Origin of the sequence: Nocardia pseudovaccinii (genome assembly GCF_050942345.1) — a bacterium.
GTDB lineage: Bacteria > Actinomycetota > Actinomycetes > Mycobacteriales > Mycobacteriaceae > Nocardia > Nocardia pseudovaccinii.
Genome location: NZ_CP192074.1, coordinates 8,923,855 through 8,943,843, shown reverse-complemented (window position 1 = coordinate 8,943,843; position 19,989 = coordinate 8,923,855). Strand labels below are relative to the sequence as shown.

General features: G+C 64.5%; 22 protein-coding genes and 1 pseudogene. 17 read left to right on the top strand and 6 right to left on the bottom strand.

Annotation, left to right across the window (positions count from 1 at the left end; translation table 11 throughout):
- Positions 1-564: a 50S ribosomal protein L5 gene (gene rplE, locus ACQPZ2_RS40345; RefSeq protein WP_062983164.1), complete on the top strand. Its 564-nt coding sequence runs from the start codon at positions 1-3 to the stop codon at positions 562-564.
- A 4-nt stretch (positions 565-568) separates the two neighbouring features.
- Entirely contained in the window at positions 569-754 is a 186-nt protein-coding gene (locus tag ACQPZ2_RS40340; RefSeq protein WP_062983162.1) for a type Z 30S ribosomal protein S14, read from the top strand.
- 130 nt (positions 755-884) lie between these two features.
- On the opposite strand, the gene ACQPZ2_RS40335 is transcribed toward ACQPZ2_RS40340, so the two are convergent.
- On the bottom strand, positions 885-1,538 hold the full coding sequence (locus tag ACQPZ2_RS40335) for a Uma2 family endonuclease (protein ID WP_433523171.1): 654 nt from the start codon (positions 1,536-1,538) through the stop codon (positions 885-887).
- 195 nt (positions 1,539-1,733) lie between these two features.
- A complete protein-coding gene (locus tag ACQPZ2_RS40330) occupies positions 1,734-4,505 on the bottom strand; it encodes an ATP-binding protein (protein ID WP_433523170.1) in 2,772 nt (923 codons plus the stop codon).
- Positions 4,506-4,780: 275 nt separating this feature from the next.
- On the opposite strand from ACQPZ2_RS40330, the gene rpsH reads away from it, so the two are divergent.
- The 10 genes from rpsH to ACQPZ2_RS40280 all read left to right on the top strand — a co-directional run bounded on the left by rpsH (position 4,781) and on the right by ACQPZ2_RS40280 (position 10,540).
- Positions 4,781-5,179 (top strand): 30S ribosomal protein S8, encoded by a 399-nt coding sequence (gene rpsH, locus ACQPZ2_RS40325; RefSeq protein ID WP_062983150.1) that lies wholly within the window; start codon positions 4,781-4,783, stop codon positions 5,177-5,179.
- Between the two features lie 14 nt (positions 5,180-5,193).
- Positions 5,194-5,733 carry a 50S ribosomal protein L6 gene (gene rplF, locus ACQPZ2_RS40320; RefSeq protein WP_433523169.1) on the top strand — a complete coding sequence of 180 codons (540 nt, stop codon included), beginning with the start codon at positions 5,194-5,196 and terminating at the stop codon, positions 5,731-5,733.
- 2 nt (positions 5,734-5,735) lie between these two features.
- Positions 5,736-6,143 (top strand): 50S ribosomal protein L18, encoded by a 408-nt coding sequence (rplR, locus tag ACQPZ2_RS40315; protein WP_063046901.1) that lies wholly within the window; start codon positions 5,736-5,738, stop codon positions 6,141-6,143.
- 31 nt (positions 6,144-6,174) lie between these two features.
- Positions 6,175-6,837 (top strand): 30S ribosomal protein S5, encoded by a 663-nt coding sequence (gene rpsE / locus ACQPZ2_RS40310; protein ID WP_063046902.1) that lies wholly within the window; start codon positions 6,175-6,177, stop codon positions 6,835-6,837.
- A 2-nt stretch (positions 6,838-6,839) separates the two neighbouring features.
- Positions 6,840-7,019, top strand: a complete 180-nt coding sequence (rpmD, locus tag ACQPZ2_RS40305; RefSeq protein ID WP_062983142.1) for a 50S ribosomal protein L30 — start codon at positions 6,840-6,842, stop codon at positions 7,017-7,019.
- Between the two features lies 1 nt (position 7,020).
- Positions 7,021-7,464, top strand: coding sequence for a 50S ribosomal protein L15 (rplO, locus tag ACQPZ2_RS40300; RefSeq protein WP_063046903.1), 444 nt, complete (start codon positions 7,021-7,023; stop codon positions 7,462-7,464).
- A 138-nt stretch (positions 7,465-7,602) separates the two neighbouring features.
- Positions 7,603-8,925, top strand: a complete 1,323-nt coding sequence (gene secY, locus ACQPZ2_RS40295) for a preprotein translocase subunit SecY (protein ID WP_433523168.1) — start codon at positions 7,603-7,605, stop codon at positions 8,923-8,925.
- The gene (locus tag ACQPZ2_RS40290) at positions 8,922-9,467 is read left to right on the top strand and encodes an adenylate kinase (RefSeq protein WP_433523167.1); all 546 of its coding nucleotides are present in this window, start codon (positions 8,922-8,924) and stop codon (positions 9,465-9,467) included. Before secY ends, ACQPZ2_RS40290 begins: the two co-directional genes overlap by 4 nt.
- Positions 9,468-9,473: 6 nt before the next feature.
- Positions 9,474-10,271 carry a type I methionyl aminopeptidase gene (map, locus tag ACQPZ2_RS40285; protein WP_433523166.1) on the top strand — a complete coding sequence of 266 codons (798 nt, stop codon included), beginning with the start codon at positions 9,474-9,476 and terminating at the stop codon, positions 10,269-10,271.
- A 50-nt stretch (positions 10,272-10,321) separates the two neighbouring features.
- Positions 10,322-10,540, top strand: coding sequence for an antitoxin (locus ACQPZ2_RS40280; protein WP_433523165.1), 219 nt, complete (start codon positions 10,322-10,324; stop codon positions 10,538-10,540).
- Positions 10,541-11,489: 949 nt separating this feature from the next.
- Here ACQPZ2_RS40280 and ACQPZ2_RS40275 read toward each other — a convergent pair.
- Positions 11,490-12,311 carry a class I SAM-dependent methyltransferase gene (locus ACQPZ2_RS40275; RefSeq protein WP_433523164.1) on the bottom strand — a complete coding sequence of 274 codons (822 nt, stop codon included), beginning with the start codon at positions 12,309-12,311 and terminating at the stop codon, positions 11,490-11,492.
- A gap of 161 nt (positions 12,312-12,472) precedes the next feature.
- Here ACQPZ2_RS40275 and ACQPZ2_RS40270 point away from each other — a divergent pair, with 161 nt between their 5' ends.
- Together ACQPZ2_RS40270 and ACQPZ2_RS40265 are read left to right on the top strand one after the other, a co-directional pair.
- Positions 12,473-13,069: a zinc ribbon domain-containing protein gene (locus tag ACQPZ2_RS40270; protein ID WP_433523163.1), complete on the top strand. Its 597-nt coding sequence runs from the start codon at positions 12,473-12,475 to the stop codon at positions 13,067-13,069.
- A gap of 82 nt (positions 13,070-13,151) precedes the next feature.
- A pseudogene (locus ACQPZ2_RS40265) lies at positions 13,152-13,856 on the top strand (ESX secretion-associated protein EspG); the annotation flags it as partial.
- On the opposite strand, the gene ACQPZ2_RS40260 reads toward ACQPZ2_RS40265, so the two are convergent.
- The 3 genes from ACQPZ2_RS40260 to ACQPZ2_RS40250 form a co-directional block, all read right to left on the bottom strand.
- Complete coding sequence (locus ACQPZ2_RS40260) at positions 13,853-15,352, bottom strand: hypothetical protein (RefSeq protein WP_433523162.1); 1,500 nt, start codon at positions 15,350-15,352, stop codon at positions 13,853-13,855. The pseudogene ACQPZ2_RS40265 and the gene ACQPZ2_RS40260 sit on opposite strands and share 4 nt — an antisense overlap.
- A gap of 256 nt (positions 15,353-15,608) precedes the next feature.
- Complete coding sequence (dtd, locus tag ACQPZ2_RS40255; protein ID WP_063046912.1) at positions 15,609-16,040, bottom strand: D-aminoacyl-tRNA deacylase; 432 nt, start codon at positions 16,038-16,040, stop codon at positions 15,609-15,611.
- Positions 16,041-16,085: 45 nt separating this feature from the next.
- Positions 16,086-17,843 carry a hypothetical protein gene (locus tag ACQPZ2_RS40250; protein ID WP_433523161.1) on the bottom strand — a complete coding sequence of 586 codons (1,758 nt, stop codon included), beginning with the start codon at positions 17,841-17,843 and terminating at the stop codon, positions 16,086-16,088.
- A 242-nt stretch (positions 17,844-18,085) separates the two neighbouring features.
- Between ACQPZ2_RS40250 and ACQPZ2_RS40245 the strand changes: the two genes are divergently transcribed.
- The 3 genes from ACQPZ2_RS40245 to ACQPZ2_RS40235 all read left to right on the top strand — a co-directional run bounded on the left by ACQPZ2_RS40245 (position 18,086) and on the right by ACQPZ2_RS40235 (position 19,988).
- The gene (locus ACQPZ2_RS40245; protein WP_063046914.1) at positions 18,086-18,997 is read left to right on the top strand and encodes a cupin-like domain-containing protein; all 912 of its coding nucleotides are present in this window, start codon (positions 18,086-18,088) and stop codon (positions 18,995-18,997) included.
- Positions 18,998-19,147: 150 nt separating this feature from the next.
- Positions 19,148-19,462, top strand: a complete 315-nt coding sequence (locus ACQPZ2_RS40240; protein WP_433523160.1) for a hypothetical protein — start codon at positions 19,148-19,150, stop codon at positions 19,460-19,462.
- Positions 19,463-19,472: 10 nt separating this feature from the next.
- Entirely contained in the window at positions 19,473-19,988 is a 516-nt protein-coding gene (locus ACQPZ2_RS40235; RefSeq protein WP_433523159.1) for a YbaB/EbfC family DNA-binding protein, read from the top strand.
- The last annotated feature ends 1 nt before the right edge of the window (position 19,989 follow it).

Sequence of the window (19,989 nt, the reverse complement as noted above, 5' to 3'; positions counted from 1 at the left end):
ATGACCACCTCTGAGAAGACTCAGCCGCGTCTGAAGGCGCGCTACCGTGCCGAGATCAAGGACGCGCTGAACAGCGAGTTCAACTACGCCAACGTGATGCAGATCCCGGGCGTGGTCAAGGTCGTCGTGAACATGGGTGTCGGTGACGCCGCGCGCGACGCCAAGCTCATCAACGGCGCGGTCCGGGACCTGGAACTGATCACCGGTCAGAAGCCCGAGATCCGCAAGGCCACCAAATCGATCGCGCAGTTCAAGCTGCGTGAGGGCATGCCGATCGGCGCGAAGGTCACCCTGCGCGGCGACCGCATGTGGGAGTTCCTGGACCGCCTGGTCTCCATCGCGCTGCCCCGTATCCGCGACTTCCGCGGTCTGTCGCCGAAGCAGTTCGACGGCAATGGCAACTACACGTTCGGCCTGAGCGAGCAGTCGATGTTCCACGAGATCGACGTGGACTCCATCGACCGCCCGCGCGGTATGGACATCACCGTGGTGACCACGGCGACCAACAACGAAGAAGGCCGTGCCCTGCTCAAGCACCTCGGCTTCCCGTTCAAGGAGAACTGAGCACATGGCTAAGAAAGCACTGGTCAACAAGGCCAACAGCAAGCCGAAGTTCGCCGTTCGCGCCTACACCCGCTGCCAGCGCTGCGGCCGCCCGCACGCGGTGTACCGCAAGTTCGGCCTCTGCCGCGTGTGCCTGCGCGAAATGGCGCACCGCGGTGAGCTCCCGGGCGTGCACAAGAGCTCCTGGTGAGCTTGCGCTCCCTGTGAGCGCACCCGCACGAAACTGAACAAGGGCACGGCCTCCACCGGAGGCCGTGCCCTTGCGCGTTTCCGGTGCCCGCCCATCCGGTTTCCAGGGGTGTCGATTCCCTTGCCGCGGTTCAGAATTCGAGTTCGGACCAGGGGATGGTGATGGGGAATGGGAAGTTGATTGTGATAGCGGCGGAATCGTTGGGCGACCACTTGCCGGTCAGGATGTAGTTCGCGGGGTGTAAGGCTCGAACGCCGGGCGGGAGGTGGTCGACCTCGGTTGCGAGGGCGTACGCGTGGACGTAGGCGATTTCGCTCTTTTCCCGGGCGAGTGCGATCTCCCAATACCAGGGGATGTCGGCCTGGGCGTACCTCGCCTTTTTCTCTTCCATATCGGTCTGGGAATTGGAGGGTGACAGGACTTCACCGACGAGAATCACGTCCGCTGCGCGGATGTCCTGGTAGGGCTTGTCCAGGCAGCGATAGGCGAGGAAGTCCGGTGTGACGAAATCGGACTTTCCGGCGTCGCCGAAGAACACATTCGTCTCGAAGTCCACACGCCAGCACTGTTGCGGCAGTTCGGTCATGGCTTTGCGGGCGCTGCTCTTGAGCGCGCTTGTCAACGCGAAGGTGAAGGCTTGGTGTTCGGCGGGCCCGCGTCGCAGCCACACGACGCGCCCGTTCCAGAGTTCGATCTGCTCCGCGATCTCTTCAGGTAGCTGCTCGAGCTCCTCCCAGGTCATGTACTCCGGGAGGTCGGGACGCTCGATCCGCGGACTCGACATGGCGCCATACTAGCCGCGCAGGGCGACAATTTGCCCTGGTTGCGGCGGTCTCCACTGTCGGCTGGGCGGTGCCGCATAACCAACGACGTTCCCGCAGAACGGGTATCACCCTCGCATAGGTGTGAGCTGTGCGAGGTGTTCATTGGCTCTGCGACGGCTTCGAAAGTACGCGAGGGTGGGCGACCGAGCCGAGGTTCAGTGAGCCTGCGGTGTGGTGATTTCCCGGCGCGAGTGGAGATCGAGTTTCGCGAGGATATTCGACACGTGGGATTGAATTGTCCGGCGGGACAAGAACATTTGGGCTGCGATGTCGGTGTTGGACAGGCCTTCGGCGACTTGGGTGGCGACTTTGCGTTCGGTGTCGGTGAGGGCGGCCCAGCCGGATTTGGGGCGGTTGCGGGGGCCGCGGACGCCGCGGCGGATTCCGTATGGTCGCACTCGGGCTACCGCGCGGGCGCAATCCCAGGATGCGCCGAGAGCGGAATACAGTTCGACCGCGGCGTCCAGGGCGTTGCGGGACTCGGGGTCGCGTCCTGCTGCGGCGAGGAGTACGGCGGCGTTTTCGTGCGCTTGGGCTTCGAATAGTGGGCGGCCTGATTGCCGGAAAGCGCTTGCTGCCGTGCGGAGTACGTCAGGATCGGAGTCGGCGAGACCACGGCACAGCAGGGCCGTTCCGGTTCGTGATGCCGTCGGTTGTCGGCTCGAGAGCAGATCCGCGCTGGCCACCACCGATCGGGCCGCATGCGCGTCGCCGGTTTCCGCGGCCAAGCGCGCGATGTCCGGGAAGATGTAATGCAGTGTGGCGGAGGCCAATCCGTCGGCCAGTCGACGGTGTGTGTCGACGAGTAATTCCAGTGCCTGGTCGGGGCGGCCGCGAGCCTCGGCGTTCAGCGCCTTGACCCATGGATGCAAGTGCGCGTAGCCGATATTGCCCGGGCGATCGTCCGGCGCGGGCAGGCCGTCGGGGTCCGGCAGGAAGGTGCCGCGGCGAATTCCGATGAGCGCGGCAATGGTGTGCGCGACGGTCGCGTAACCGAGTACATCGGGTGTCTGCATACTCGCCGTGCATTCGGCCAGCGCGTCGTCCCAGCGCCCGCTCACCAGATACATCCGCGCCTTGGCCACCAGGTTCGAGGACAAGTAGACGCCACGGAAGCGGCGGTTGCGCCCGATGGCCGTCTGCAAAACCTCCTCGGCGTCGCTCAGCCGATCGAGTTCGATCAGGCAATGGGCGTAGAGGGCGTACGGATCGAATTGGTCGGGTCCGGTTCCGTCATCGAAGAGGGCCGGGATGCGCGCGCTCAGGTCCAGCGCTTCGTCGAGATGGCCCTGGGTGTAGCGCACCGCGCCCACCGCCGTGAGCCCGTACCCGGTGGCCAGCCGGTTCCCGGTGCTCTCGCCGAGTGTCACGGCCTGCCGACCGGCCCGCTCGGCCGCGGCGAACCGCTCGAGGAAGAAATTGCCGAGTCCGGACATGCCGAGAAAACGGGCGGCGTCCTCGGCGTCGAGTTCCCTGGTGGACAGCACCTCCTCGGCCAGCGCGACGGCATCGGTCAATCGGGCCTCGGCCTGAAAGATCTGGGCGAGCAGCCAGTGAAGTTCGATGTCCGGCTGTGTGAGCAGTGCCTCACGCGCCACCGATTCGGCCTCGGCGGCGTTTCCATCCCAGAGCAGGGCATGAATTCTCAGTCGGATCAGTACCGAGCGCATTCCAGCGTCGAGATCCGGCGCGGCGGCGACGCGGCTCAACAATCGTTTCGCCAGTTCGGGCGCGCGAACGATCAGCTTGTCGGCGACACCGATCAGCCAATCGAGGCTGGTCCTATCCAGTTCGCGATCCGCGACCCACAAGTAATAGGCAACCCGCTCGATCGGCGCATCGGTCGACTGGAGCGCCTGTCCGGCCTGTTGGAGCAGATCCGACCGCAGTGAAGCAGGTAGCCGATCGGCCAGTGCGTGCCGGATCAGATCGTGCCGAAACACCAACTCGGAGTCGACGCGGATGAGCAGCCCGCCGTCCAGCGCCTCGGTGACGGCGCTCCAGGCATCCAGAATCGGGATCTTCAACACCACCGCCAGGTCCGCGACATCAATGGTCGGACCGAGGGCCGCGGCCATCGGCAGCACATCCCGCGTCGGACGGGAAAGGAAGTCCAGCCGCTGGGTAATCGCCTCGGCCAACGACGCGGACGGGTTCTCGACGGCAGCGCCTGCCGGATCGGCAGTGTCGGCGATCACCCTGATCGCCCCGTCGCGCACCAAAGCGGCCACCAATTCCGTGACATGCAGCGGATTCCCACCGGCCTCGGCCACCTTTTCCAACAACCGAGGACCCGGTTCGGCACCGACCAGATGACGCACCAGTTCCGCGGCATCCGTGTCGGGCAGCGCGCCGAGCCGCAGCATCGGGGCCTGCCGTGCGACCAGTTCGGCCGACAGGGCGGCGAATTCCGGATCGTGCGGAAGTGGCCGAGCCGCGAGCACCAGCAGCAGCGGCAGCTCGTCGACGAGGGTGCAGAGCCGGTGCAACAGCGCCGAGCTCGAACGGTCCGCCCAGTGCACATCGTCCATGACCAGGGCAATCGGGCCCGCCGCGCACCAGCTGTCGATCTGGTCCAGAATCGCCTCGGCAATGGCGAGTTCATGGGTCGCCGCCACATCGCCCACGCGATCTCCGCTGCGCAACGCGTCGATCGCAGATGTCGTGCCCGTGTCGTTCAGCCAGGAGCACACTCCGGCGAATGGCACACCCTGCCGCAACTCCTCGGCCGCACCGACACGGATGTGCAGGCCCGCTGCCGCCAACGGACTTCGCGCCGCTTCCAACAGCGCCGATTTGCCGATCCCCGGCTCGCCCTCGATCAGAACAACGCACCCGTGACCGGCGACCACACGCCGTCCGAGTGCCGTCAGAGTTGCTACTTCGGCTTCGCGACCCACGAACGCGGTCGCGAGACAATCCTGCACGCGGGTGAGTGTAAGGGGCCGGACCCGGATTTTGTCCTGGTAGCGACCTTGCCTACACTAGAGCGGTTGCTCGGGCACCTCTGTGTCCGCATGTCCTAGATGCGCTGTTGCATCGACGTGTGGACGGCCCTCGCACCGAGAGCTCATATGAGAACTCAATCCGGTCGGCAAATGTCGGCCGGACCGCCGAATTGCTGTAGGCCCACGGCTGGCATGCCCATTGGTGTGCCGGTGTTGCATGGGAACCGCAGCGAGAAAGGTGTCAAGGTCGAACTATGACCATGACTGATCCGATCGCAGACTTCCTGACACGTCTGCGCAACGCCAACTCGGCGTACCACGATCAGGTGAAGGCTCCGCACTCGAAGCTCAAGGCGAATATCGCCGAGATCCTCAAGCGCGAGGGTTACATCGCCGACTACCGGACCGAGGACGCGACCGTGGGCAAGACCCTCGTCGTCGACCTCAAGTACGGCCCCAGCCGTGAGCGCAGCCTGCAGGGCTTGCGCCGCGTGTCGAAGCCGGGTCTGCGTGTGTACGCGAAGTCCACCAACCTGCCCAAGGTCCTGGGCGGCCTCGGCGTGGCGATCATCTCCACGTCGACCGGTCTGCTCACCGATCGTCAGGCGGCCAAGCAGGGCGTGGGCGGCGAAGTCCTCGCCTACGTCTGGTAAGGGAGGTAGGACAAATGTCGCGTATTGGTAAGAAGCCCATCGCCATTCCTGCCGGTGTCGAGGTCGCCATCGACGGCCAGAGCGTGTCGGTGAAGGGTCCCAAGGGCACCCTGATCCACCTCGTCGCCGAGCCGATCACCGTCACCAAGGGTGAGGACGGCCAGCTCGAGGTTGCCCGCCCGGACGACCAGCGCCAGAACCGCTCGCTGCACGGCCTGACCCGCACCCTGGTCTCGAACATGATCGAGGGCGTGACCAAGGGCTACGAGAAGAAGATGGAAATCTTCGGCGTCGGTTACCGTGTCGCGGCCAAGGGCTCCAACCTGGAGTTCGCCCTCGGCTACTCGCACCCGGTGCCGATCGAGGCCCCGGAGGGCATCACCTTCGCGGTGGAATCGCCCACCAAGTTCTCCGTGTCCGGAATCGACAAGCAGAAGGTCGGTCAGATCTCCGCTGTCATCCACGGACTGCGTAAGCCCGATCCCTACAAGGGCAAGGGCATCCGCTACGCCGGCGAGGTCGTTCGCCGCAAGGTCGGAAAGACGGGTAAGTGATCATGGCGCAAACCGAAAATCAGAAGGCCAAGCGCATTCCGCGTGGCAAGGACGTGTCGACGACGCGTCGTCTGTCGAAGACCCGCCGTCACTTCCGTCTGCGCAAGAAGGTCGTCGGCACCACCGAGCGTCCGCGCCTGGTGGTCAACCGCTCCTCGCGTCACCTGCACGCACAGCTCATCGACGACTCGATCGGCAAGACCATTGCCGCCGCGTCCTCGATCGAGGCCGATGTGCGCGCACTGGACGGCGACAAGTCGGCCAAGGGCAAGAAGGTTGGTCAGCTGATCGCCGAGCGTGCCAAGGCCGCGGGCATCGAGGCCGTCGTGTTCGACCGTGGTGGCCACGACTACCACGGCCGCATCGCGGCGCTCGCCGATGCCGCTCGCGAAGGTGGGTTGAAGTTCTGATGACTGCAAACATTTACGGAAGGAACGTCTGATGCCGGGACGTCAGAGGCGTGACGGCGGCAACGGACCCGCCGGACAGCAGAATGGTGCCGCCGGTGGCGGCGACAGCCGTGACGGCCGCGGCGGTGGCCGCGATCGTCGTGGCGGTGGTGACCGTCGTGACCAGCAGGCCGACAAGAACCAGCTCGAGCGCGTCGTCGCGATCAACCGCGTCTCCAAGGTCGTGAAGGGTGGTCGTCGCTTCAGCTTCACCGCCCTGGTGATCGTCGGTGACGGCAACGGTCTGGTCGGCGTCGGCTACGGCAAGGCCAAGGAAGTTCCCGCGGCGATCCAGAAGGGTGTCGAGGAGGCTCGCAAGGGCTTCTTCCGCGTCCCGATGATCGGCTCGACCATCACCCACCCGGTGCAGGGTGAGGCGGCGGCCGGTGTGGTCATGCTGCGTCCGGCCTCGCCCGGTACCGGTGTGATCGCCGGTGGTGCGGCGCGCGCCGTGCTGGAATGCGCTGGCATTCATGACATTCTGGCGAAGTCACTCGGTAGCGACAACGCCATCAACGTCGTGCACGCGACGGTTGCGGCACTCAAGATGCTGCAGCGTCCGGAAGAGGTCGCGGCCCGTCGTGGTCTGCCCCTCGAGGATGTTGCCCCCGCGGGCATGCTGCGCGCACGCGCTCAGGCAGCGGGAGGTCGGTAGTTATGGCAGATCTCAAGGTGACCCAGATCAAGTCGTCGATCGGCGCCAAGGCGAACCAGCGGGAGAGCCTTCGTACGCTCGGCCTGCGCAAGATCCGCCAGACCGTGGTTCGTGAGGACAACCCTCAGAACCGTGGGCTGATCAACGTCGTGCGCCACCTCGTAACAGTTGAGGAGGTCTGACATGACCATCAAGTTGCATCACCTGCGTCCGGCTCCCGGCGCCAAGACCGAGAAGACCCGCGTGGGTCGCGGTGAAGGCTCCAAGGGCAAGACCGCGGGCCGCGGTACCAAGGGCACCAAGGCTCGCAAGAACGTCCCGGCCGCCTTCGAGGGTGGGCAGATGCCGATTCACATGCGGCTGCCCAAGCTCAAGGGCTTCACGAACCGGTTCCGCACGGAATACCAGGTCGTGAACGTCGGCGCGATCGCCAAGCTGTTCCCCGAGGGCGGCGCGATCGGCAAGGCGGAGCTGGTGGCCGCCGGCGCGGTTCGCAAGAACCAGCTGGTCAAGGTTCTCGGCGATGGCGAGATCGGCGTCGCGGTCCAGGTGACCGTCGACAAGGTGACCGGCGCCGCCAAGGAGAAGATCACCGCGGCCGGTGGCACTGTCACCGAGCTGGGCTGACGGTACTCTGCAGATAGTGGCGCCGGACGAGTGAAGAGCTCGTCCGGTGCCACTGTTAGAGTTCAATTGTTGTCTGCCAAGCCTCGTCATGGGTTTTCTATATCCGTGGCATGACCATGTCGTTCGCCAGGAGGATCTGTGCTTTCCGCCTTCGTATCGGCCTTCCGGACTCCGGACTTACGGCGGAAGATTCTCTTCACGCTGGGGTTGATCGCGCTGTACCGCTTGGGTGCTTCGCTGCCGTCCCCCGGTGTCGATTACAAGAGCGTGCAGGAATGCATCGACTTGGTCTCCGGCGGTGATTCCGCCGGTATCTATCAGCTGATCAACCTGTTCTCCGGTGGTGCGCTGCTGCAGTTGTCGGTCTTCGCGATCGGCATCATGCCCTACATCACCGCGAGCATCATTATCCAGCTGCTCACCGTCGTCATCCCGCGCTTCGAAGAACTGCGCAAAGAAGGCCAAACGGGCCAGAACAAGATGACGCAGTACACCCGCTATCTCTCGATCGCGCTGGCGATCCTGCAGGCCACCGGTCTGGTCGCGCTCGCGGCCCGCGGTCAGCTGCTGCAGGGCTGCCAGAAGGACATCCTGGCCGACACCAGCATCTTCGGCATGGTGATCATCGTGCTGGTGATGACCGCCGGTGCCGCACTGGTCATGTGGTTCGGCGAGCAGATCACCGAGCGCGGTATCGGCAACGGCATGTCACTGCTGATCTTCGGCGGTATCGCCGCGCGTATCCCGAACGAGGGCAACAACATTCTGCAGAACCGCGGTGGACTGGTCTTCGGTCTGGTCTGTGTGGCCGCGTTCGCGATCGTCACCGCGGTCATCTTCGTCGAGCAGGGCCAGCGCCGAATTCCGGTGCAGTACGCCAAGCGTGTAGTCGGCCGCAAGATGTACGGCGGTTCCTCGACCTATCTGCCGCTGAAGGTCAATCAGGCCGGTGTCATTCCGGTGATCTTCGCGTCCTCACTGTTGTACCTGCCGAACCTGGTCGCGCAGCTGACCTCCTCGAAGACCGCCACCGATAAGAGTTGGTGGCAGGAGATCATCCAGAAATACCTGGTGAACCCGGGCAATCCCGTATACATCGCGATCTACTTCGGTTTGATCGTGTTCTTCACCTACTTCTATGTCGCGATCACCTTCAACCCGGAGGAACGCGCGGACGAGATGAAGAAGTTCGGCGGCTTCATCCCCGGGTATCGCCCCGGTAGGCCCACCGCCGACTACCTCAATTTCGTATTGAGCCGCATTACCCTCCCCGGCTCGATCTACCTCGGTCTCGTGGCCGTCCTGCCGAACCTTTTCCTCGATATCGGCGCATCCGGTGGCACCCAGAACCTTCCGTTCGGTGGCACCTCGGTGCTGATCATGGTGAGCGTCGGCTTGGACACCGTGAAGCAGATCGAAAGCCAGCTGATGAATCGAAATTACGAAGGGTTCCTCAAGTGAGACTTGTACTGCTCGGACCGCCGGGAGCCGGCAAGGGCACCCAGGCCGACCTACTGTCGGACAAACTGGGCGTCCCGCACATCTCCACCGGGGACCTGTTCCGCACCAATATCTCCGCTCAGACGCCGCTGGGCCGGGAGGCACAGAAGTACATCGACGCAGGTGATCTGGTACCGAGCGATGTGACGAACCGCATGGTCGAGGCCCGGGTCGCCGAGCCGGATGCCGCGAACGGCTTTGTGCTGGACGGCTACCCGCGCACGGTCGATCAGGCCGACGCGCTGGAGAAGATCCTCGCGGACATGGACAAGAAGCTCGACGCGGTGCTCTGCTTCGTCGTGCCGGAGGAGACCGTGGTCGGCCGGATGATGGCGCGCGGTCGTAACGACGACAACGAGGACGTGATCCGCAACCGGCTCCGGGTGTACCGCGAGGAGACCGAGCCGCTGCTGGAGCATTACGACGGTCTGGTCGTCTCGGTCGACGGTGTCGGTGAGATCGACGAGGTCAACGTACGCGCGCTGCACGCCCTGGGACACTGAGGCCGGATGGTCTTCAACCGTAAGAAGAAGGTCGTGCCGTTCCGGACGGCGGGCGAGCTGGATGCGATGGCGGCGGCCGGTGCGATTGTCGGTCGCGCACTCGTCGCGGTGCGCGCGGCGGCCAAGCCCGGTGTTTCCACCCTGGAGCTGGACGAGATCGCCGAGCAGGTGATCCTGGATGCGGGCGCGGTGCCGTCGTTCAAGGGGTATCACGGCTTTCCGGGTTCGATCTGCGCGTCGGTGAACGATCGTGTGGTGCACGGGATTCCGACCTCGTCCGAGATCCTGACCGAAGGTGATCTGGTCTCGATCGACTGTGGCGCGATTCTCGAGGGCTGGCACGGTGATTCGGCGTGGACCTTCGGTGTCGGCACGATCATCGAGGCCGATGAGCTGCTCAGCGAGGCCACCAAGATGTCGATGGAGGCGGGTATCGCGGCCATGCTGCCCGGTAACCGGCTGACCGACGTCTCGCATGCCATCGAAATGGGTACGCGCGCGGCCGAAAAGGAGCACGGCCGGTCCTACGGCATCGTCGACGGTTACGGTGGGCACGCCATCGGCCGGGAGATGCATATGGATCCGTTCCTGGCCAACGAGGGTGCGCCGGGTAAGGGGCCGAAACTCGTGGTGGGATCGGTGCTCGCGATCGAGCCGATGCTGACGTTGGGCACTACGCAGACGAAGGTGCTCGACGATGACTGGACCGTGGTGACGTTGGACGGAAGTCGGGCGGCGCACTGGGAGCACTCGGTTGCGGTTACCGAGGATGGGCCGCGGATTCTTACGGTTCGTCCGGAGTAGGCGGCTCCGAGCCGTATCCCACGCATTTCCGCTCTGGCAGCATTGCCGGAATGGAGCTGGCTGTGAGCCTGTCGGGCGAGGATGTGGCGGTGCTCGACGCGGAGGTTGGGCGGTCCGGCCTGCCGGGACGGTCCGCTGCTGTTCACAAAGCGATCGCGCTGCTGCGCTGTCATGCTCTCGAAGATGCCTACGAAGAAGCATGGGATGAGTGGAACGCGGTTGGTGAGGAAGCTGTCTGGTCGGCGACTGCCGTAGACAGCCTGACGTGACGCCTCATGGCTCCCGTGCTCGTAGCTTCGTTCCAGCTCGCGGCTGCTCGCTCCAGGACTTATCGGAGGACGGAGCTGCGGACGCTTACGGTTGGCCGGAGTAGGTTGGTACCGGACATTGGTCGGTACCGGGCCATTCTCGGTACCGAACATCTGGGGATACCCGACCTTGGTTGGTGCCGCACATTTCTCGGCACTGTGGGAGTCGTACTTTTAGCGGCACTGTACGTTTGGGGTGCCGTATGTTATCGGTTTCGAATTCATAGCGCCGCACATTTCGGCAGTGCAGTTCGAGCCGTCGTACATTTCCGGCGCTGTGCCAGTCGAACGGCACAATACGTTGATCGGTGCCGTACGTTGCTTCGGCACCGGACGTTTGTCGGCACCGAATAGCCGTCCGCGCGAACGGCTTCAGCATCGCCGGAGTCTCTGGCCCGGCGGGCATTGCCTTGAATGTCTCGTGGATCGGTGACGCTCTCCGACTCCGAGTTCGGTGACGTCGCGCGGCGAGGAGCCGAGCCGCACCGACGCCCGCCGGACGTAAATGTCTGGTACGCAACGGCTTCGGACACGATGCGTCCGCTGCCCGCCCTGACGTTACCCAGCTCACGCTGGATCGGTGTCGTCGTTCCTTGCACCCGCGCTCGTGCGTCTTACCGCAACCCGGGGGTCATCCAGGGGTCGACCGCAACCACAATGGCGATGATTTCTCCTCCGATTCGTGCTGAACTTCAACGATGGGAGAAGCGTATGACCGGGGCAGGGGTGCTCACCCGAGTAGATAGCTACTCGAATTCCCTTGCGGGATTGCGTAACTCCGCGGCGAACAATGATCGCTCGAGGGGTGTTTCAGGAGCGACGATACGGGTCTCCGTACAGCTCAGGGGCGGTGTTGCGGGGTGCGTGGCGCACCGAGTAGGTAGCGACTTCCGCTAGACCCCCGCGCGGCTCAATTCGGCTGCGGTGTTCCGGTATCGATCGAGCGGCGCATGGTGCGGATGACATCGGTGCGGATGGGGAAGTCGAATTCGCCGGTCGCTGTCTCGGGTCTGCCGTGCAGGTAGTCGGAGATTCGTTCGAGCAGCGCATTGCGTGCCTGTGTGGGGATGACCAGCGTGTGCGAATGCGTTCCGATTGTCGCGGTGAGGGATTCGGCGGTGCGGCGCTGGCGGTGCGGAAAATCGGCCCGCTCGAAGTTCTCGAACGACGGATGTGCGGGCAGTTGTGCGGGCAGTAGCTCCTGTGACGGGAGGGACGCGGCAGTCCGAGTTACCCTGTGCAACTCCGCAACCCATTCGACGTCGAGGTCATCCTCATTCCACAGGGCGGCGAAGACCCCACCGGCGCGCAGTACCCGCGCGATCTCCGGTAACGCCCGCTCCTTGTCGAACCAGTGGAATGCCTGCCCGGCCAGCACCGCATCCACCGAGCCGTCGGCCAATGGAATCGACTCTGCCGCACCGGCCGACGCGTTCATTTCGGGGAACCGGCGGGCCAGTTCGGCGCGCATCGCTGCATCGGGTTCGACGGCGATCACTTCCGCGCCGACGGCGAGCAGTCCCTCGGTGAGTTTGCCGGTGCCTGCGCCCAGATCGAGAACGACCGGTGCGGGTGTGGCGATCGGCTCCAGCGCCCACCGAATGGCCGAGGTGGGATAGTCGGGGCGATGCTCGGCATACGCCGCGGCATGTGCGCCGAATGAGGAGGCACGCTCGGCCCGGAGCCGGGCCGGATTCGTTGTTCCGTCAGCCGATTGCCCGAAGTCTTGCACGCGACGACGGTACCGCGCCGACCGATGGTGACGCAGGTCATTTACCACGTCGGCGCTGGAACAAACGTTGCCACGAAACATGACTGCGACCCAGAAATGCCCGCCGCACAAGAACTTCCGAACATGATCGGAAAACTCCTGCCGTAAATTAGGGTGTTGGGGTGAAGCTGGTCGTGCAGGTCAAACTGCTCCCCGACGCGGCGACCGCGTCCGCGCTGCGGGAGACGCTGACGCTGTGCAACCGGGCCGCTAACCAGGTCTCCCGTGCTGCGTTCACCACCGGCACCACTGGCATGCAGGCCCTGCAACGGCTCACCTACACCGCTGTTAAGCAACTCGGAGTGTCGGCGCAGCCCGCTCTGCAGTGCATCCGCAAGACTGCCGGGGCGTACGCGACGCTGCGAGCGAATTCAGCGGCTGGGAACTACGGCTCGGCCGGGTCGAACCGCCGCGAACGTGTTGAAGCTGAACCGATCCGGTTCGGTAAGGATGCGGCCCAACCGTTCGACGATCGCCGCGCCGGGATCCCCGTGGCCCACGTGGATCCGCGATACACCTCCCAACAGTGCTCGCGGTGCGGGCACACCTCGCGGAAGAACCGGCCCGACCAGGCCACCTTTGTTTGCACGTCGTGCGGTTTCGCTGAACACGCCGACGTGAACGCAGCCCGTAACATCGCCGCACGCGCTGATGCGGGCTGGGCAGTGAGTCACGCTGCCGACGACGCGGCCGAGCCCACGCCAGCCAGGCGTGAGTGAGAGCTGCGAGCCCGGCCCTTCAGGGCCGAGAAGTTGACCGAGAAGAACAGCCGAGCCCAACAGCACATAGCCCTTCTCGTACACCAGTCGGACGCGGTGGCGCGACGACCATGAGCGCGAGAAGTTCGAGACCTGGGAGCGACTGCGGGCCACCGTCGACGGATCCATCCGCGATGTTCTCGAAACCTTCGCGCGCCCAGAGGTTTTCGTGGTCGTGCACGGCTGGGACGACGCGGATATCACGAATCCGGAGAAGCGCATCAGGGCGCGCGCGGTGCGTTCGGGTATGCGCGGGTATCTGGTTACGCAGCGTCCCGGTGAAACGCTCGGGCACAGTGGCGGGTTCATTGTCACCGAATGCGGTCCGCATGGTTTGGCCGATGCCGTGGTGCGCGCATTGCCACCATTGGGGGCGGGACGGTTTCGGAATATTCCGATCATGACCGATCGGGCCGACGATCGTGAGCAGTTCCGGCATGTCGCGTCGTTGGTGACCGCGGCGGATCGGGAGTCACCGGCGCGGCAGAGCGAGCGGTTCTTCCAGACCCGGGCGTCCCTCACCGGTGCCATCACCATTCACCAGGGCCACTCCAAGTTCGGGCCGCGCGGCATCCTCGAGCAGTTCATGCTCTGGCGTGATCTGCCCGATGACGGCCGCTACGCATTCGTGCTCGATCACGCTCCGGTGGCCAATGGCGTGCGTGCCGAGCAGCTCGCCGCAATGCTGGAAACCGCGATCGAGGCTATGCTCGATCGCTCCGAAACCCATTGGGAAGTACCCGGCTAACTCCCGTCGCCGCGGAAGAAAAGGACATTGTCGCCGTAGTCCGCGAGCGGAATGGCCAGTGCGGCTTGCCGAATGCCGCTGGCGGGCATGTGGGTGAGTTTCGCGAACATATCGGTGTTGCCGAACGCGGCGCGGACCTGCGTTTCGGACGCGTAGTCCGCGCCGTAGTCGGCCAGGGCCGCGAAGTCCAGGGGTGCCAATGGGGTATCGAGCGGGGCCTGTCCGCTCGGGCGGCCGAGTGCGGCGTATTGGGTGGCCACACCGTCCTCGTATCGACACAGCTCGTAGGACATCTTCTCGTTCGCGGTAACGCTGATCACCGGCCAGCGCGCGGAAAGGTGCTGTGCCAGTGGATGTTTGCCGACGGGGGCTATTTCCCAATTCAGGCTCATGACGACAACCGAACCGCCGTATGGCTGTTCGAGCAGCACTACGTCATCGCCGAGGGATTCGGCCGAGTTCAGTTCGGGATCGAAGGTATGCCAGTGGGTTTCGTGTGCGCCACGCACGGCCGAGCGATCGACCTGGCGCGCGTTGTCGGCGGCGTAGGCCGCGATGATGGCGGCGCGAACCTGGGCGACGGCGTCGCGTGCGCTGCAGCGGACACTCAATGCGCCGAAGGTCGCACCGATTTCCACCGGCCGGGACGGGGGATCCGGTAGGGCGCCCGCGGCCAGCGGCTTCAGGCCGACCAGAGCGAGCTTCCAGTTGATCTCCTCGATTGTGGCGAGATCGCCCGAGGTTTGGTACAGAATCTGCTGCTGCGTCAGATGTCCCGCGCGCTGCAAGGTCCGGGCTTCGAGTTTGGTGAGCGCGGTGAAGGTCTTGTTGGTGAGATCGATGTCCTCGATCCGGGTTTCGCGCAGCCGTGCCGTCATCTCCGGTGACGTCAGTGCGGCATACCGCTCGCGGTACATCGCCACGGCCTGTTTGCGCTGGCGGCCGACCATCAGTGTGCGCAGCAGCATGTTCAGGCTGGCGAGATATTTTCCGGACTGATCCGGATTCGCCGCGAACAGCGCGCTGCGGATGCGCACGGCGTCCTCGCTGGCGGCGACGGCGGCCTTCGGGTCGAGGCGGCACAACCAGACGCCGCATTTCGAGAGCCCGTCCGCGCATACGGCGGCCACTTGCGGATGCGTCCGTGACACTTGGCGATAGGTGTGGCAGGCATTGCGGATGGTGCTCGCTGCTAGTTCCCGATGGCCGATATGCCGGGTCGCCTGCTCGAAGACGCGTAGCGCATCCTGGACTTCGCCCGCGAACTCGGCGGTCACGCGACCGGCGGCGAGCCAGTGCAGCCGGATGCCGACGGACTCCTGCGATGGCGCCAGCGCCTCGGCCGTTCGGTCCCTGCCGGGGCCGTTCTTCGTCGCGACCAGGCCTTTTGCGAGGTCGCACAGCGACGAGGCCAGACGCAATTCGTTCTCGACCGTCCGGTCGATCGCTGCCCGGCGATCCTCGGCTACCCGACGCTCGAGTGCACTCAGATCCATCGCGACCTCAACTCCCGCTTCACCTTCCGCGTCACGGTCGTCGAGCGGCCGCATTCTGCTCGACCGAGTTTGCCATAGAAATGGCCGGAATGAGCAGGCAATCAACCGGCGACCGGTGCCGCCGCGATCGACCTGTTGACAGCCATGACAACCGCGCTTGCGGACGCCGCGGCTGTTCCGCGTGGTTCGTGAGTGTAGCCGAGCAAACCAGCGGTGCGCGAAGTTGTCAGGGGTGGTTGCGCTCGGGCGGTTGTGCTCAGCCCTCCAGCAGCAGTGTCACGGGACCGTCATTGACGAGTTCGACATGCATATGCGCGCCGAACCGTCCGGTGGCGACGGTTGCGCCCAGCTCGCGCAGTGCTTGCGCGAAGGTCTCGACCAGCGGTTCGGCGATGGGGCCGGGCGCGGCGGCGGACCAGGACGGCCGCCGCCCCTTGGCGGTATCGGCGTAGAGGGTGAACTGGCTGACCACGAGAATGGGTGCGTCCAGATCCGCGGCCGCGCGTTCGCCCTCCAGGATTCGCAACCGCCACACCTTGTCCGCCAATGCCTTCGCGGTGGATTCCGTGTCCTCGTGCGTCACTCCGACCAAGGTGACCAGGCCCTGCGGATTCGGTTCGATCCGGCCAACGGTCTGTCCGTCGACGGTCACTTGCGCGGCGGATACGCGCTGCACCAGTACTCGCATGCGTCGATCCTTGCACCCGGGTGATTGCGGGTGCACCGGCCGCCCTCAGGTCTCGTCCGGGTCGTCCGGCGTCTCGGCTTCGGCAATCGGGTGTGCCTCTTCGGTGTGTGATGACGCCAGGTCACGCAAGATCGCCGGGTCGATCGCGAGGTCATCCGGCGGCGTGCGATCCATCGACGGGATCGGCGTATCACGAACTGCCAGAAAGGTATCGAGGAGGGCGAGTGCGTCGGGGGTGAGGCCGGGACCGGCACACGACAGTTCGTCCTGCAGGATTTCCAGCCCGGATGCCGCCTCGATACCGGGCGATGTGGGATCGACCCGCCGCCAGTGCACCGCGACCGACCAGGACGGGTCGCCACAGACCCACGCCCAGATGACATCGCGAACGACCTTGTGTCGCAGGGTGTATACGCGAAAGTGCTCCGACGCGGATCCTGCCCGGTGCTCGATTTCGTATACCCATTCGTAGCGGCGGGTTCGGATGTAGGTCTCATCCGCGCGTGCGACGACCAGGAACGGGTCGTCCGGGTCGGCGGCGGCGACCACGAAGTCCTCGAGCAGTGCGGGAGTGAGGTAGGGCAGTGACCGGCCGTCACCGACGCTCACGCGGACGTCGATGTGGCCGCGCGGGTCGTAGAGGTGGCCCGTCTCCACGTCCAGGACGGCGAGGTCGCGATCCTTGGTGAGTTCCAGTACGGCGAGCAGGTGCCGCCCGCGGTTCGGTCCCCAGGTGCGCAGTACGGCGCCGCGCGAATCCGCAACGGCGGCAACGAATCCGACCGCGCCGCCGTTGCGGTCGATCTCGGCGATGAGGTCGTCGAGCGCGGGTGGGGTCGCACTGTCGTCCGGGGCGGTGCACATGTGCCGGTACTGCTCCATCGCATCGAGCGCGGTATCGACCGCGTCGGCGGGCAACACCGCGAATTCGCAGGTCACCGCCAGGCTGGTCAGTAATGCCTCGAATTCGGGGGTCGGGCGCACCTCGACGTTGCGATCGGGGTCGATCTCGGTGATGGCGGCCAGGCCGATCTCCCCGTCGCGCCACCAATAGACCGCCGGGCTGATCGGCTGCGGTTCGCTGCGGTAGGTGTTGGCGGCCACCTTGCCCAGCAGAATCATCGCCGTCAGCGCATTCGGCCCGACAATCGGATGCGCGTAGACGTTGCCCTCGTGCGAGATGACGAAAAGTGCTCCGTACGTTCCGATTACCGGATAGTCGCCGAGCCACTTCGAGTGGGCACTCGCGGAGTTCGACCCGCTCAGAATGGCGAAATGCGCATCGTTGTAGTTCCGCCATTCGATCGCCAGCCGGTCGGCCGCACGAGTGTTCGCCTCGGCCAGTTCGAAGAGTTCGGTGGTGTCGATCTGCCAGTGGGCGAGTTGGCCGGAAGTGACGGCCTCGGCGGTTAGGAGTTGCTCGATCACCACCACCTGGATGATGCCCGGCGCGACGTAGTGCCCGACGATGTCGATACCCGCGATGGTGTCCGACGATGCGAACCGTGTCTTGAGAAATCCACGCACTGTCGTGAATTCGTCGGTATCGAGCGGATCGGTGTAATCCAGATCGACTTGCGCCAGGAACGTTTCGACATGATCCGCGATGTGCGCGGGCCACTGATCAAATGGCTTCTCGTTGAGCCTGCGCCGCAGGTTGTCAAGCCGCAGAAAATATGGTCCATCTCCACGCGGGCCCACCAACTGCACCCCATCCGACTCAGTTGCCCGGCACGAATACCCCATATGTTCAGCCGCCATGGTCACCAGCGAAATCAATGGGTCCGAAGGCAAGTCGGCCACGACATCTCCTGAAATCGGCGTCTCCTCGACCCTAGGCGTTCCGACCGGCACCGGCTGTTGCCGTCCATGGGAGGTCCAACTGCCCGCGCCGTGAGTTACGTCCCGATCTTCCCAGCAGTGGGCACGGTTCGGGACGGTAGACTCGAGGATGTCGATAGGGTCGGGATCGCGGCGCGGTGATGGTTGCTTCGAGCAACCGAAAGTCAAAGCAGTGCACCAATTCTCTTAGAAGACACGGGGATATGACCAAGGGTTACGATGAGAGGCCGGTCACGCTGGCTCCTATTTTCCTAGCCAGTTTCGTACTGTGGGCCGGTCGCAGTGTTCGCGATGTACTGAATCGGTCGACGGGTGGGCAGCAAGGGCTGGTCGTACCCGATCGGGATTTCCAACTCGAGGCCGTCTTCGATAAACAGACACCGGTCGTATTCCGTGGTGTCGCAACAACTTGGCCGGTATTCGAGGATTTTCAGCCGGGAGCGCTGCGCGAGAAATACGGTGACCAGAAGGTCGCCGCGCTGACCAGTGCGACCAACGTGTTCACACAGGAGACGTCGCCGGTCGAGGTGCTCGAATATCGCGATGTCATGGCAGCGGTTTTCGACGAGCCGAAGCCGGGCAAGAACTACTACTCGCGTGCCGCCGCCGACCCGCAGCCGCTCGCCGATCAGCTGCCCGCGCGCGTCGGCACCCGGCAGCAGAGTCCGGCGGCGAGCAGTGTGTGGATCGGCCAGCAGGGCAATCTGACTCCGCTGCACAATGATCCATGGCACGGCCTGCTGATTCAGCTGCACGGCCGCAAGCGGGTCCGGCTCTTTCCGCCGAATGAGTACAGCAATGTGTACGGCCGGATTCCGATGAAGGTTTCGGACCCCTACACCGGACTCCCCGACGAGTTCGACCCGGATGTGAGCAGCTTCGAGAAGCTGCGGGACGCGTCCTACTACGACGTTGTCCTCGAGACCGGCGACATCCTCTACATCCCGATGTTCTGGTGGCACCAGGTCGAATCCGTGGATCCAGCGATTTCGTATGTCGCGCGGTACAACCCGAGCTACTTCGAGTTCATGAAGGCCGCCTTCTTCCCGATGGCGGTGCGTGGTGTGCTGCGCATTGTCGACGGCATCGTGGGCAGGTTCCGCAAGCCGAAGTGACCGCGAACCGCGGTCGGTGGGCGCTGTAACTGGCGCGGCACTTGCCGTTCATGTCCGAGCTACTGGTGAGTCGCCAAGCGCTGTCATCGTCGAATCTGAGGATCCGATGGTGATTGGTGCGGGTGACCGCTGGAGCTCGAGGAGTGCGCGATGTCGGACAAGTTGAGGCACGACGCGGATCTGTTCGAGAAGGCCGCGGAGCGGACCAGCGCCGTTCGGGATCGAGTGAACGGCGTGCTGAGCACATTGGATGCCGCGCTCGTCGGCCGCGGTGCGCCGTGGGGGAACGACAAACTCGGGCGCCAGTTCGCCGAGGGCCCCGATGGATACAAGGTCGCGCGCGAGCAGATGACCGGGAATATCGAGACCACGGCAACGAATTTCGACAACTTCTACACCGGTCAGACCGAGACCGCCAAGGAACTGCGGCGGATGGACCAGTCCAACGGCGACGGCTTCCGGTGAGTTGTAGAACATGACGAACGAATTCGCCAAGGCCGAGATGGCGGCAGTGCTCGATGAAGTCCAGCAACAGTTTCGAGCGATCGCGCAGGTGCAGCAGCAGCGTGCCGAACTGACCGCGAGCGCCACCGTGCGCAAGCGGATCATGGTCACCGTGAATGCCGACGGCACCATTATCGAAACCAAATTCGGTTCCGGCATCGATGAATTGAGCTACGGCGAGATAGCGAAGGCGGTGACCGAAGCGGCGCAGAAGGCGACCGCCGAGGTGATGCGCAAGGCGCAGGAGCTGATGATGCCCCTGCACGACCGTCGTGCGCGACTGCCCAAATTGTCGGATCTGATCGAGGGCATGCCCGACCTGAGCGCCGAAATGCCGAAGGCGCCGAAGGTTTCGCTTGCGGCACCGAATTCCGGAGAGCGCCAATCAATTTCCGACGATGACGGCGCACCGATGGAATTCAGCAATGTCGAGGTCGTCTCGCGTCAATCGGCCACGGACCGCGGAGTCACCGATTCCAGCTGGTGAC

Bases quoted from the DNA above. Each gene is read 5' to 3' on its own strand.
- ACQPZ2_RS40235 (WP_433523159.1), top strand. From the start codon at position 19,473: ATGACGAACGAATTCGCCAAGGCCGAGATGGCGGCAGTGCTCGATGAA.
- rplE (WP_062983164.1), top strand. From the start codon at position 1: ATGACCACCTCTGAGAAGACTCAGCCGCGTCTGAAGGCGCGCTACCGT.
- ACQPZ2_RS40260 (WP_433523162.1), bottom strand. From the start codon at position 15,352: ATGGATCTGAGTGCACTCGAGCGTCGGGTAGCCGAGGATCGCCGGGCA.
- ACQPZ2_RS40245 (WP_063046914.1), top strand. From the start codon at position 18,086: ATGACCAAGGGTTACGATGAGAGGCCGGTCACGCTGGCTCCTATTTTC.
- map (WP_433523166.1), top strand. From the start codon at position 9,474: ATGGTCTTCAACCGTAAGAAGAAGGTCGTGCCGTTCCGGACGGCGGGC.
- rpmD (WP_062983142.1), top strand. From the start codon at position 6,840: ATGGCAGATCTCAAGGTGACCCAGATCAAGTCGTCGATCGGCGCCAAG.
- ACQPZ2_RS40340 (WP_062983162.1), top strand. From the start codon at position 569: ATGGCTAAGAAAGCACTGGTCAACAAGGCCAACAGCAAGCCGAAGTTC.
- rplO (WP_063046903.1), top strand. From the start codon at position 7,021: ATGACCATCAAGTTGCATCACCTGCGTCCGGCTCCCGGCGCCAAGACC.
- ACQPZ2_RS40240 (WP_433523160.1), top strand. From the start codon at position 19,148: ATGTCGGACAAGTTGAGGCACGACGCGGATCTGTTCGAGAAGGCCGCG.
- ACQPZ2_RS40280 (WP_433523165.1), top strand. From the start codon at position 10,322: ATGGAGCTGGCTGTGAGCCTGTCGGGCGAGGATGTGGCGGTGCTCGAC.
- dtd (WP_063046912.1), bottom strand. From the start codon at position 16,040: ATGCGAGTACTGGTGCAGCGCGTATCCGCCGCGCAAGTGACCGTCGAC.
- rpsH (WP_062983150.1), top strand. From the start codon at position 4,781: ATGACCATGACTGATCCGATCGCAGACTTCCTGACACGTCTGCGCAAC.
- ACQPZ2_RS40335 (WP_433523171.1), bottom strand. From the start codon at position 1,538: ATGTCGAGTCCGCGGATCGAGCGTCCCGACCTCCCGGAGTACATGACC.
- rplR (WP_063046901.1), top strand. From the start codon at position 5,736: ATGGCGCAAACCGAAAATCAGAAGGCCAAGCGCATTCCGCGTGGCAAG.
- rpsE (WP_063046902.1), top strand. From the start codon at position 6,175: ATGCCGGGACGTCAGAGGCGTGACGGCGGCAACGGACCCGCCGGACAG.
- rplF (WP_433523169.1), top strand. From the start codon at position 5,194: ATGTCGCGTATTGGTAAGAAGCCCATCGCCATTCCTGCCGGTGTCGAG.